The 13,731-nt window shown below is 41.6% G+C and carries 13 protein-coding genes; all 13 read right to left on the bottom strand.

All coding sequences use genetic code 11. The features are described from left to right. Nucleotides 1-14 precede the first annotated feature (14 nt). Entirely contained in the window at nucleotides 15-1,253 is a 1,239-nt protein-coding gene (gene dapG / locus PO903_RS14355) for an aspartate kinase (RefSeq protein WP_273593740.1), read from the bottom strand. Nucleotides 1,254-1,271: 18 nt separating this feature from the next. Beyond that, entirely contained in the window at nucleotides 1,272-2,318 is a 1,047-nt protein-coding gene (locus PO903_RS14350; RefSeq protein WP_069327330.1) for an aspartate-semialdehyde dehydrogenase, read from the bottom strand. A 204-nt stretch (nucleotides 2,319-2,522) separates the two neighbouring features. Then, nucleotides 2,523-2,978 carry a dUTP diphosphatase gene (gene dut / locus PO903_RS14345; RefSeq protein ID WP_502921647.1) on the bottom strand — a complete coding sequence of 152 codons (456 nt, stop codon included), beginning with the start codon at nucleotides 2,976-2,978 and terminating at the stop codon, nucleotides 2,523-2,525. Beyond that, entirely contained in the window at nucleotides 2,962-4,215 is a 1,254-nt protein-coding gene (locus PO903_RS14340; RefSeq protein WP_273593738.1) for a M16 family metallopeptidase, read from the bottom strand. Before PO903_RS14340 ends, dut begins: the two co-directional genes overlap by 17 nt. Before the next feature lie 220 nt (nucleotides 4,216-4,435). Beyond that, nucleotides 4,436-6,544, bottom strand: a complete 2,109-nt coding sequence (gene pnp, locus PO903_RS14335; RefSeq protein WP_069327333.1) for a polyribonucleotide nucleotidyltransferase — start codon at nucleotides 6,542-6,544, stop codon at nucleotides 4,436-4,438. 223 nt (nucleotides 6,545-6,767) lie between these two features. Next, a complete protein-coding gene (gene rpsO / locus PO903_RS14330) occupies nucleotides 6,768-7,037 on the bottom strand; it encodes a 30S ribosomal protein S15 (protein ID WP_069327334.1) in 270 nt (89 codons plus the stop codon). 157 nt (nucleotides 7,038-7,194) lie between these two features. Next, entirely contained in the window at nucleotides 7,195-8,151 is a 957-nt protein-coding gene (locus PO903_RS14325) for a bifunctional riboflavin kinase/FAD synthetase (protein ID WP_137222739.1), read from the bottom strand. A gap of 33 nt (nucleotides 8,152-8,184) precedes the next feature. Next, nucleotides 8,185-9,123, bottom strand: coding sequence for a tRNA pseudouridine(55) synthase TruB (gene truB, locus PO903_RS14320; RefSeq protein ID WP_273593737.1), 939 nt, complete (start codon nucleotides 9,121-9,123; stop codon nucleotides 8,185-8,187). Next, complete coding sequence (locus tag PO903_RS14315; protein ID WP_273593736.1) at nucleotides 9,120-10,097, bottom strand: DHH family phosphoesterase; 978 nt, start codon at nucleotides 10,095-10,097, stop codon at nucleotides 9,120-9,122. Before PO903_RS14315 ends, truB begins: the two co-directional genes overlap by 4 nt. A 57-nt stretch (nucleotides 10,098-10,154) precedes the next feature. Next, on the bottom strand, nucleotides 10,155-10,511 hold the full coding sequence (gene rbfA, locus PO903_RS14310; protein ID WP_069327338.1) for a 30S ribosome-binding factor RbfA: 357 nt from the start codon (nucleotides 10,509-10,511) through the stop codon (nucleotides 10,155-10,157). A 17-nt stretch (nucleotides 10,512-10,528) separates the two neighbouring features. Continuing rightward, nucleotides 10,529-13,051, bottom strand: coding sequence for a translation initiation factor IF-2 (gene infB / locus PO903_RS14305; protein ID WP_273593735.1), 2,523 nt, complete (start codon nucleotides 13,049-13,051; stop codon nucleotides 10,529-10,531). Then, nucleotides 13,026-13,367: a L7Ae/L30e/S12e/Gadd45 family ribosomal protein gene (locus PO903_RS14300; protein WP_069327340.1), complete on the bottom strand. Its 342-nt coding sequence runs from the start codon at nucleotides 13,365-13,367 to the stop codon at nucleotides 13,026-13,028. Before PO903_RS14300 ends, infB begins: the two co-directional genes overlap by 26 nt. Next, nucleotides 13,360-13,668: an RNase P modulator RnpM gene (gene rnpM, locus PO903_RS14295; protein ID WP_069327454.1), complete on the bottom strand. Its 309-nt coding sequence runs from the start codon at nucleotides 13,666-13,668 to the stop codon at nucleotides 13,360-13,362. The genes PO903_RS14300 and rnpM overlap by 8 nt, the downstream gene beginning before the upstream one ends. Between the last annotated feature and the right edge of the window lie 63 nt (nucleotides 13,669-13,731).

The following is a 13,731-nucleotide window of genomic DNA, read 5'->3' as shown; positions in this document are numbered from 1 at the left end:
TATTCAGCACATGATTATAGATGCAATTGGAATTGAGAATGTAGTGCACGAACAGCTTGCACCATATCTTCTTTTTTCACAAGCACCCATATGGTTGTATTCGAATCGGCTGATTGCAATATCGGAATATTTTGTCCTGTCAAAGCAGCTACAATTCGAGCCATAATTCCAGGTACTCCATTGATTCCGCCGCCGATCACAGAAACTTTTGCGCAACCTGATAATCCTGTAGGTTGCAGACCCATTTCTTCTAATACTGCAAGTGCACGTTCTGCTTCGCTATCAAATACGGTATATACAGCTCCAAATGGCGTTACATTAATAAAATCAACACTAATACTATTTTCAGCCATGGCTTGGAACACTTTCAATTGAAGATGTTCGACACCTTCTTGTTGACCGACTGTAATCTGTGTAACGTTATTCACATAAGCGATTCCTGTAACCAGACGATCAACAACACCTGTTGGTGTATCTGCAAAACGTTCAGACTGTGTAACAAGTGTGCCTTCTGTATCTGCAAATGTAGAACGTACACGTACAGGCACTTGAGCTTGCATTGCAATCTCTACAGCACGAGGATGAATCACTTTGGCACCTTGATATGCCATATTACAAATCTCGTTATAACTAACATAAGCAAGTGGCTTGGCATCTTCTACAATACGTGGATCAGCCGTCAATATACCATTAACATCAGTATAGATATCAACCATATCGGCATGTAGTGCTGCTCCAAGAGCTGTAGCCGAAGTATCACTTCCACCACGTCCTAATGTGGTGAGATCTCCTGCTTCACTTTGTCCTTGAAATCCTGTAACGATCACGACTTTGCCACTATCCAGTTCACGACTCACACGATCTGGACGTACAGCAAGAATACGTGCATTTCCAAAATTATCATCGGTAATAAATCCAGCCTGTGCTCCAGTCAGAACAATCGAAGCGATTCCTTCACTGTTTAAAATACCGCTTAACGTGACTGCCGAAATCATTTCTCCGCATCCCATTAACAAATCACGTTCACGTGGAGAAGGGATACTGCCGTTAAGTACAGTACTTTCAAGCAATGTATCGGTGGCATAAGGATCACCACTACGTCCCATCGCTGAAACTACGATTACGAGCTTGACCTGCTCGGCAAGCTCGCGTTTGATATGACGAAGTACATGGACCCTCGCTTCAGGTGTAGACAGCGAAGTTCCTCCAAATTTCTGCACTAAAATATTTTGCTTTTCTACCACAGTAGACATAATAACTATGCGCCTCCGTTAGCTAATTGCTGGTGTTTTTGCTGCAATAATCTCGGCAATTTGCACGGCGTTCCAAGCTGCACCTTTAAGCAAGTTGTCAGATACAATCCACATATTCAAACCACGTTCATGACCTAGATCACGACGTAAACGTCCTACAAACACATCATTTTTTCCAGCTGCTTCTGTAGCTAGTGGATACGCTTGATTCGCTGGATCATCAACTAAAGTAATACCTGGCGCATGTTGCAACAATGTTTTCACTTCATCTAGATCATAATCTTGTTTTAATTCTACATATACAGATTCCGAGTGACCATAGACAACAGGCACACGTACACAAGTTGTCGTTACATGGATCGACTCATCTTCCATAATTTTTTTCGTTTCATTTACCATTTTCATTTCTTCCAATGTATATCCGTTGTCCTGAAATTTATCGATTTGAGGGATCACGTTAAAAGCAATTTGGTGTTTGACCGGTAATGAGCCTACAGGCAAAATATCCGGAGTCACTTCTTCGCCTTCAAGTACCGATTTGCTTTGACGCTTCAATTCATCAATCGCCTGATTCCCTGCTCCAGATACCGCTTGATACGTCGAAGCGATAATACGATCGATACCATAACGATCATAAAGTGGTTTCAGTGCTGCAACCATCTGGATTGTAGAGCAGTTAGGGTTGGCAATAATACCGTTATGATCTGCTATACGGTCACTATTGACCTCAGGAACCACGAGAGGGGTATTGGGGTCCATACGGAAAGCATTTGTATTATCAATGCATACAGCGCCATGTCTGACGGCGTGAGGAGCGAGTGCCTTACTGATATCTCCTCCTGCGCTAAATAAAGCGATATGTACACCGTCAAAACTATCCGGTGTCGCTTCTTCTACTGTAACTTCCTGACCTTTAAAGAGCACCTTTTTACCGGCAGAACGCGCAGAAGACAATAACTTCAATGTTTTTACCGGAAAATCTCGTTCCTCAAGCAATCTTACGATTTGTTGACCCACTGCTCCTGTCGCTCCTACGACAGCTACATTAAACGATTGATTAGACATCTGGCATATCTCTCCCCTTCGATTTCAAAAAGTTCATTTACATCTGAATGTAAACGTAAACGGCAGTCGCAAAGACTACCGTCAACTTTTAGCCAGCTTTCACTGGATTATAATTTCAGTGTTCTGCAATAATTGTAGAAATAATATCATTCCCTGTTACATCTTTCAACTGTTTTCGCAAAAACATTTTAATCATGTAAAGCTTTACTTCGTTCCTGTATGTCCAAAACCACCAACACCGCGTACTGTTTCTGATAATTGTTGTACTTCAATCAAATCCACTTCAGGTACAATCTGGAATACCATTTGTGCTATACGTTCACCACGATCGATCGCAAAAGCTTCTTCACCCAAATTGATCAACAACACTTTGATCTCTCCGCGATAATCTGCATCAATCGTACCCGGTGTATTGAGGCATGTAATTCCATGCTTATACGCAAGTCCACTACGTGGGCGAATCTGTGCTTCAAGTCCAGCAGGCATCGCTAATGCTAGTCCTGTTGGTACCAATGCTCTTTTGCCTGGTTCTAATACCATCGGCTCTGTTACCGCAGCATACAGATCGAATCCAGAAGCCAGTTCAGACATTTTGCGGGGTAATTCTAATCCTTCACTGCCGGGTAAAGCCATAATTTCAACATTAATAGACAAGTTCATCTCTCCTAACATGAGCAAGACTTCGTTCAGAATGACCTACCATTGCCAGCGCATAAGGCTCTGCAAACATATCATCAATCACCGAGCGAATATCTTCCATCGTCACTTCTTCAATATATTGTAATGTCTGATCGACTGTATTGTGTTTGCCAAGCATAATTTCATTTTTGCCCAGACGATTCATAATACTGCTTGTGCTTTCAAGACTCAATACAAGACTGCCTTTCAGTTGTTGTTTCCCTTGATATAACTCTTGTTCAGTAATGCCATTGACTTTGACATCATGTAACAGAGCATGTGTCAATTCAAAAACGTCTTTGGTCTGCTTCGGTGCTGTTCCTGCATAGATCGTAAATAATCCACTATCTGCATGAGCTGTATAATAAGAATAGACCGAATACGCCAATCCTCTTTTTTCACGAATCTCTTGGAAAAGACGTGAACTCATGCCTCCGCCCAGCGTATTGTTCAGAAGCACCATAGCGTAATACCGTGGATCATCTATTTTACCACCAGGAAAGTTCATACAGATATGATTTTGTTCTGTTTTTTTCTTATGAAAAATCTGCCCGCCTGCAAAAGCAGGTATGGTTAAGTCTTGCTTGGTTCCATGATTATCAAAAGCACCGAAATGTTTCTCCAACAAAGGGATCACACTGTCGTCTATATTACCAGCGACACTGATCACTGTATTTTCGATTGTATAATGTTCTTTCATATAGGCTCTAAGCTCTTCACTACCCATAGGATGAAGACGTTCTTCGGTTCCCAAAATAGGATAAGCTAATGGATGATCCCCATACGAAGACATCGTGACTAGATCGTGTACCAGATCATCTGGATCATCTTCATACATTAAAATTTCTTCAAGAATAACATTTTTTTCTTTTTTCAATTCTTCCGGATCAAGCAATGAGTTGAAAAACATATCCGATAAAATATCGACAGCGATGGATAAATGCTCATCTAATACTTTAGCGTAAAAACATGTATATTCTTTGGCGGTAAAAGCATTCACATCGCCACCGATACCGTCAAATACTTCAGCAATCTTTTGCGCATCAAAGCGCTCTGTTCCTTTAAATAACATATGCTCGATAAAATGTGAAATTCCATTGGTCACTAAATTTTCATAACGTGAACCTGTTTTGATCCAGATCCCAATCGTGACAGAACGGAAGGTCGGCATTTTTTCCATAACTATTCGTAGACCATTGTGTAGTTGAACTCGTTCCATGCGAGGGCCTCCCATTCGATAAATGCATACCTATCCTACCAGACTTTTAAAAACCGCTCAAGACTTCGCTATATGTGCAGAGCTTGTAGATCTATCTTTAACGTACTCATTTTAGTATTTAAAATAAAATCCTACAAAAAAAGAGTCAGAATAAAATCTTCTGGCTCTTTGAATTGTTTACTTTATCTCAGCATTGCTAAATAAATAGCAAAACATGAACTTAAGATTGTGTTTTAGCTGTTCCTTCAGCAACAAGTACTGCTTTGCGAGAAAGATTTACACGACCTTGATTATCAATTTCAGTTACTTTAACCGTAATCGAATCACCGATAGCAATAACATCTTCTACGTTAGCTACACGCTCTGTAGAGAGTTGAGAAATGTGTACCAGTCCATCTTTACCTGGAATAATTTCTACAAATGCACCGAATTTCTCAATACGTTTTACTTTACCTAAATACGTTTCGCCAACTTTCACTTCACGCACTAAGTTTTCTATCATCGTTTGAGCTTGTTTGATCATCGCTTCATCCGAAGAACCGATAAATACGCGACCATCTTGCTCGATATCAATTTTTACGCCAGTCTCATCAATAATTTTGTTGATGATTTTACCACCCGGTCCGATTACATCGCGGATTTTGTCTGGATTGATATTGATAATCATAATTTTCGGAGCATATGCAGAAAGGCTTGTTCTTGGCGTTTGAATGATTTCCATCATTTTGCTAAGAATAAACAAACGTCCTTCACGTGCTTGTGACAATGCATCCGATAAAATTTGACGGCTAATTCCATCAATTTTGATATCCATTTGAATAGCTGTTACACCTTCAGCCGTACCTGCTACTTTAAAGTCCATATCTCCTAAATGATCTTCCATACCTTGGATATCACTTAGAATCGATACATGCTCTTGATCTTTAATAAGACCCATTGCAATACCGGCTACAGGAGCTTTAATTGGTACACCCGCATCCATCATCGCAAGCGTACTTGCACAGATACTTGCTTGTGAAGTTGAACCATTGGATTCCAATACTTCAGACACTAGACGAATCGTATATGGGAATTCTTTTTCAGAAGGAATAACTTTCATCAATGCACGTTCGCCTAGAGCACCGTGACCGATTTCACGACGACCTGGTGGACGGAGTGGACGAGCTTCACCTACGCTAAATGGAGGGAAGTTGTAATGATGCATAAAGCGTTTAGAAGACTCTGGTGCGATACCATCCAAGATTTGTCCGTCTCCAAGTGCACCCAATGTACAAATACTCAATGCTTGAGTTTGTCCACGAGTAAACAATCCAGATCCGTGAGTTCTTGGTAGTAAGTTCACATCACACTCAATCGCACGAATTTCAGCTAAACCACGACCATCTGGACGTACTTTTTCATGAGTAATCAGACGACGTACTTCTTCTTTTACGATATCATGCAATATTTCTTTAACATCCTTCATGAGGTCAGGAGTCTCTATGTACTTCTCCTCAAAAAAGGCTACAGCTTCATCATTAACTACATCAATAGCATCTTGACGAGCTTGTTTCTCAGCTACACGTACAGCGTCAACCAAACGAGCTTGAGCATATTCACGTACTGCTGCATTCACATCACTGTCCACCGTATGAAGTTTAACTTCCATTTTAGGTTTACCAGCTTTGCTTACAAGTTCTTCAATCGCTGCTACGATATGTTGAATTTCGTCATGACCAAACATGATCGCTTCTAACATAACGTCTTCAGGCATTTCGTTCGCTTCTGCTTCAACCATCATGATCGCTTCTCTTGTTCCTGCAACCACAAGATAAAGATCACTTACTTCTTGTTGAGCTACTGTTGGGTTCACAATAAACTGACCGTCGATGCGTCCAACTGCTACGCTACCTACAGGACCGTTAAAAGGAACATCAGAAATGCTCAATGCTGCTGAAGTACCGATCATTGCTGCAATTTGAGGCTCGCAATCTTGCTCCACGCTCATAACAAGGTTCGCAATCTGAATATCATTACGGAAACCTTCAGGGAATAACGGACGAATAGGACGGTCTGTCAAACGGCTTGCCAAGATTGCTTTCTCGCTTGGACGACCTTCACGTTTGATAAATCCGCCTGGAATTTTACCTACTGCATATAATTTTTCTTCGTAGTTTACGGTAAGTGGGAAAAAGTCTAAGTCTTTAGGACCTGATGATGCCGTTACTGTACATAGAACTGCTGTATCACCGTAACGTACCATAACTGCTGCATTTGCTTGTTTAGCTAAACGACCTGTTTCAAATGTCAGCGTTCTTCCTCCGAGCTGCATTTCAACTCGCTGTTCCATGAAATTCCTCCTTTTTTAAGTCCATTATTTGTATTCTATAAAAAGGTGATGATTCCCTGCTTCCAGGAAATCTCACCGCTAGACTCTATGCTTATATGATCACTAATAAGTATAAAAATTGCAAAAATACCTCTACTTACAAAAAGCAACCCGGCCGTCACCGTCGGCTCCGAAAAGACCATACGGCTGAACAACCAGGCTGCTTTGGACATACTTTTTAATTTTAGCGACGAAGACCTAATTTTTCGATCAATGCACTATAACGTTTAACGTCAGTCTTTTTGATGTAAGCCAAAAGCTTACGACGTTGACCAACCATTTTCAACAATCCACGACGGGAATGATGATCCTTCTTGTGAGCACGAAAATGCGTTTGCAGATTCAAAATGTTCTCAGTAAGGATAGCGACTTGCACCTCAACAGATCCTGTATCGGATTCGTGAGTTCTGTGCTCTTCGATCAATTGGTGCTTGCGTTCTTGTGTTAATGCCATCCTATTCACCTCCTAATAGTGTAATTCATAATAACCGTTAGCCTCGTTATCGACGGTGAGATCGTATAACCAAGCCAAGGTTTTGAAGACTGTCATTTATTAGAATGACAACGTTGATTAGTATAGCATAAGTCGATATTAAATATCAACGGTATTCTTATGATTCATGATCAAGATTCGATAATAATAAACGTGCACCGTCTGCATCTTTACGAATTTGAGTAACTAACTCTTCAATTCCGCTGAACTTCTGCTCGGGACGAATATAATCTATTAATTCCACAGCTAGATGCTGTCCGTAGAGATCGCCTTGAAAATCAAGAATGTGAGCTTCGAAACTAGGTCGTGTCTCTCCTGTTTGGAACGTAGGCTTGTATCCGATATTCATAACACCAGCACGCCAAGCCCCTTCAGCAAGTACACGAACTGCATATACTCCAGAAGACGGCACTACATAATTTCCATCCAGTTCTAGATTAGCGGTCGGGAATCCAATCGTACGTCCACGCTTATCACCATCAACCACTTTACCACGAATCTGGTAAGGACGACCTAATAGCTTATACGCATGAGCGACATTGCCTTCTCGCAAAGCACCACGAATAGCCGAACTACTTACTTTATTTCCTTCTAATAAAAAAGCAGGAACTGTTTCTACAGACAATACATTTTCACCCAATGTACGTAGTAGATCTGGATTCCCTTCGCCTTTGTATCCAAAATGGAAATCAAAGCCGACCACTACCGTATGAACTTGTAATGGGCATAACATTTGTTCATAAAATTGCTGTGGTGTGACCTGTGAAAAAGCATGATTGAATTCAGCGATATATAATGTATCTACACCCATCGCACGCAACAATTCTTCCTTCATTGCAAGCGGTGTAAGATAACCTTCATAATCGCCTTTTCCCATCACTTCTTTGGGATGAGGATTGAAAGTCATCACAGAAGCAGGAACACCCAGTCGTCTAGCTAGACGAATACCGTGATCAATCACACTTGCATGTCCAAGATGAAGCCCGTCAAACTGTCCAATCACAAGTACTTGTGGTTTGGAAGCATGTTTCACTACATCTTCAGGCCATGGATAAGATAAATGTACTGTATTCATTACGATATCACCTGCAATTCCACAATGGATTCGTTACGGTAAAAATACTTTAACAGGTACAATTTCTTGTGCGGGTTGTTCCAAACGGAAAATACCGATAAAAATCCCATCTGGTGCATACAATTTAAATACAGGTGACTCTGTTGTCATATCAGCTAGAAGTTGTGATTCATCGTGTGGCTGAATCGCATCGATGCTGATACGTTTACCCTGTAGTGTATGCTTATATACCGAAGCATCTACTGTATAAGAAGGTAGATTAGACATAGCTTGATCTGGCTTGATCAAATGTTGTTCTAATACGCCTTGCTCTACAGCTTCTGCAATTTGTTCAAATGTTACACATTGATCGAGTGAAATACCCGCTGATTGTGTGCGAACCAATTCAACCATCACCGAAGGTACATGCAGAGCACGTCCAATGTCTACACAAAGCGTACGAATATAAGTTCCTTTTGAACATAATGCTCGGAAAGAAACTTCAGGATGATCCCCTGCTTTGAAATCAATGATTTCCAATTCATAGATCGTTACTTCTCGCGCTTTGCGTTCAATCGTTTTGCCTTCTCGTGCTAATTCATACAGACGTTTACCATCTACTTTAATCGCAGAGTACATCGGGGGTACTTGAGAGATCGTTCCAATCATTTGCCCCAGTACATGACGCACTTGTTCTTCCGATACATCTACTGTATCGATCTGCTCTGTAATCGTACCGGTCATATCTTCGGTATCTGTAGCTAATCCTAATCGAAGTGTAGCTACGTATTCTTTGGGCATTTCTTGCAAATATTCAACAATTCGTGTTGAACGTCCCAGACATAATGGTAATACACCTGTTACGGCTGGATCAAGTGTACCGGTATGTCCTATTCTTTTCATGCTTACAAGACGCCGAACTTTGGCAACCACATCGTGAGAAGTGAAGCCCGCCGGTTTATGTACCGCAAGCACTCCATCAAATTCATTCATAATGACTCCTTCACCTGCTGGATCACCTGTGCTGTAACTTCTTCCAGAGTCCCTTCCAAACGGCAACCTGCAGCTTTAATATGACCTCCACCGCCAAAATGTTGAGCAACGGCTGCCACATTGACTTTACCTGCAGAACGGAGACTTGCTTTAACAGCAGTATCATTAATTACCTTAAAAAAGATGCCCACTTCGACGCCTTGAATATTACGAGGATAGTTAACAATACCTTCTAAGTCTTCATTATCGGCTCCAGCTATAATCATATGTTCAGGTGTAACATGGACATGAGCAATTTTGCCATCTTCACACATTTGTAATGTCGATAATGCCATCCCTAATACTTTCACTTGTGGTAAAGTCACTTCTTCTAGCAATGTTTCTGCTAAATCCGGTCCATTTACACCAAGATCCAATAATCGTGAAGCAATCTCCATTACTTTAGGAGAAGTACTGGAGTAACGGAATCCGCCTGTGTCTGTTAACAGACCCGTATAGATAGCTTCAGCCGCTTCTTTGGTCCATTTCACATCAAAACATTCAATCCAGTCATATAAAATTTCAGCAGTTGCAGCTGCATCTGCTTTGATCAGATTAACTTCGCCATAATTATCATTGGTCGGGTGATGATCAATATTTAAAATAGAAGCTGTATCACTCATCCAATGGCTAACTAAACCTACACGTTTGAAATCTGCACAATCTACACAAATAATATGTTGATATTGACGTTCACTACCATCCTCTTGTTGATCAATAATCTGATCAGATAAGGTTAGATAGTGCATTCTTTTGGGAATCGGTCCTTCATTCACCAGTGTGAATTTTTTGCCTAGACAAGACAGAAGCCAGCCCACTACTACAGTGGAACTGACTGCGTCTCCGTCCGGCTGAACATGCGAAACCACTAGAAAATCATCGTGCTCCTCAATAAATGCTTTCGCATTCAGAAGCCCTTGTTCATAGGTCTGCATCGCCGTCTCCTTTAAAGATCAAGCTATATGGCTTGATCCTTGTAAAAGTGATTAAAATTACTCGTTCGTTTCGTCTTTTTTGATCTCACCCAAAAGTTCTTCGATTCGACTACCATAAGCAATCGATTCGTCGATTTTGAAAATCAACTCTGGAGTGTGACGCAAACGGATACGTTTGCCCAATTCAGAACGAAGGAACCCTGTTGCTTTTTCGATACCTTTTACAGAATTCGCTTTTTGCTCTTCATCACCCATCACACTAAGGTATACCTCAGCTTGTGATAGGTCATTAGTGACATCTACACCTGTTACCGTTACAAAACCGATACGTGGGTCTTTCATTTCACTTTGAATAAGCAAGCTTAATTCTTTTTTGATTTGTTCTCCGACTCTACCTGTTCGGATTTTAGCCATGTTTTTTCACCTCGCACTTAGCGCTCTACGGTTTCCATTATGAATGCTTCGATAATGTCGCCTTCTTTGAGGTCATTGTAGCCATCTAATGTAATACCACATTCATACCCTTGAGCCACTTCTTTAGCATCGTCTTTGAAACGTTTAAGTGAATCTAATTTACCTTCAAAGATAACAATACCATCGCGGATCAGACGGCTTTCAGCAGCGCGGACCATTTTACCGGAAGTAACCATACATCCTGCAATAGCTCCAACTTTACTGATTTTGAATACGCTACGTACTTCAGCGTGACCAACAACAACTTCTTTATATTCTGGATCCAGCATGCCTTTCATAGCTTGCTCGATTTCTTCAATAGCATTATAGATAACACGATGTAGACGGATATCTACTTTTTCTTGCTCAGCGGTTTGCGTTGCTTGACTATCTGGACGAACGTTAAAACCAATAACGATCGCATTAGAAGCAGCAGCAAGGATAATATCAGAATCGTTAATCGCACCTACACCACGGTGGATAATTTTGACGCGAACGCCTTCGACTTCGATTTTTTCCAATGAACCTTTAAGAGCTTCAACCGAACCTTGAACGTCACCTTTGATAATTACGTTAAGGTCTTTGATTTCACCATCTTTGATATGTTGGAAAAGATCATCCAATGTTACACGAGTGTTAGCACCCAATTCAGACTGACGGTGTGTAATCGCACGTTTGTCAGCGATTGAACGAGCTTTACGCTCATCTTCAAACACCATGAACGGATCTCCCGCTAAAGGAACTTCAGTCAGACCTGTAATTTCTACTGGTGTAGAAGGGCCTGCTTCTTTAAGACGGCGACCTTTATCATTTACCATGGCACGGATACGTCCGAAGCAGTTACCTGCAACAAATGCGTCTCCGATTTTGAGTGTACCGTTTTGTACAAGAATACGTACAACCGGACCGCGACCTTTATCTAGCTCTGCCTCGATAACCGCACCACGAGCACGTTTGTCAGGGTTTGCTTTATAGTCGTTCACTTCAGCAACCAACAAGATCATTTCAAGCAAGTCTTCAATACCTTCGCGTTGTTTTGCAGATACATTAACAAAGATTGTATCTCCGCCCCACTCTTCCGGTACCAATTCATACTCTGTTAACTCTTGTTTTACTTTATCAGGGTTCGCACCTGGTTTATCAATTTTGTTTACAGCAACAATAATAGGAAGACCCGCTGCTTTCGCATGGTTAATCGCTTCTACTGTCTGTGGCATAACGCCATCATCTGCTGCAACTACGATAATTGTAATATCTGTAACTTGTGCACCACGAGCACGCATAGCTGTAAACGCTTCGTGACCCGGTGTATCCAAGAAAGTAATTTTCTTTTTGTTGATTTCAACTTGATATGCACCGATATGCTGAGTGATACCACCAGCTTCGCCACCAGTTACGTTCGTAGAACGGATAGCATCAAGCAATGTTGTTTTACCATGATCGACGTGACCCATGATCGTTACAACTGGAGGACGTGTGCTCAAATCAGCTTCATCATCGACTTCTTCAACGGTTTCAAAACGATCATCTTCAACTGCGATTTTGATTTCAACTTCTACGCCATAGTCGCTAGCAAGCAACTGAATCGTATCCAAATCAAGCTCTTGGTTAATCGTAGCCATTACGCCACTTGTGATCAACTTTTTGATAACTTCTGAAGCATCTTTATGAAGCAATTTAGCTGTTTCACCAACAGTCATTTCACCGCGAACGATGATTTTCTTAGGTGTATTATCAATTTTCTCACGAGGAGGTTGGTTGCTATATTGATTTTTACCGCGACCTTTACCACCACGTCCACTGTTACGGTTACTATTGTTGTTGCTACCATAACGGTTACCGCCGCCACCGGAGCGATTGCCTCCGCCTTGACCGCCACCAGTACTGTTATTGCGTTTAGGACCAGCATTACTACTTCCAGTACCGCCACTAGCATTGCGGTTACCATTGCTACTTGTACTGCTGTTACCTGTAGGACCAGCGCTTCTTACTTGACCTGAAGGCTGACGGTTCTGAGAACTGGATTGAGATGGCGGACGAGAAGCACTGCTTGGTTGGCGACTGCTTTGTCCTGATGTTGAAGATGTTCTAGAACTGCTGTTGTTACTTCCCGTACTTGGACGGTTACTTGATTGACTAGACGACGAGTTACTACGGTTACTGCTAGAGGAACCGTTTTGGGGTTTGTTATTCCCACTATTTGAGTTGTTCTGCGTTTTCGTATCCATACCTACCTGCTTTTCCTGTTGAATTTTTTCACGAGTACGATCCGCACTCGCGTTTTGGGTTGTTGAATTGACATGCTTATCCGCAGCATTTGATTTGATATCTTTGAAAAACTTTTCCACTTTGGATACAGCATCATTTTCCATAACACTCATATGATTATTGACCGGTACATCCAGTCTTTTCAAGATCGTAATGATTTCCTTACTACTCATATTGAGAGATTTCGCATATTCATAAACTCTCAGTTTATCCTTCTGCTCCTGTGTGCTCAATATATTCCACCTCCGAGGAATTCCCCATTCGTTTGCGGAATAACTCTGCGAAACCCTTGTCTGTCAGAGCCAACACGACTCGTCCATCTCTACCAATACTTGAGCCGAGCTGATCACGGTCATACCCGATAAGAAGCGGAATACTGTAACTTCCGCATTTATCACGGAATTTTTTCTGTGTATTATCTGAAGCATCTCCAGCTAATACGACAAGGGTGGCTTCTTGAGAACGAATCGCTTTGAGAACCAATTCGTCTCCAGATAACACTTTGCCGGCTCGCATCGCAAGCCCGAGTAGGGATAGTTCGTTATTCATTAGCGCCTCTTTCCTGTACTGTGCAAAAATCGTTCTCTACACTGCTAAATTCATGGGCAAGCTGCTCATATATTTCCGCACTAACAGGCGCTTTGAGTGCACGATCAAACGCACGACTCTTTTGTGCCAAACGAAAACAGGCCATGTTGCCACAAATATACGCACCACGTCCCGATTTTTTACCGGTCAAATCCATTTCCACCTGATCGTCTGGCGTACGTACAATACGCACTAGACTTTTCTTAGGCATCATTTGCTGGCAAGCTACACATTTGCGCAGCGGTACTTTCTTGGTTTTTATCATCATCTCATGTCCCCCTTCGAACTCCCCATATTGTTATCATAACATCAACATCCAAAGCGG

Origin of the sequence: Paenibacillus sp. PK4536 (assembly GCF_028594455.2) — a bacterium.
Taxonomy (GTDB): Bacteria; Bacillota; Bacilli; order Paenibacillales; family Paenibacillaceae; genus Saccharibacillus; species Saccharibacillus nuruki.
The sequence above is the reverse complement of the archived record's forward strand: the minus strand, read 5'-3'. Positions and strand labels throughout refer to the sequence as shown.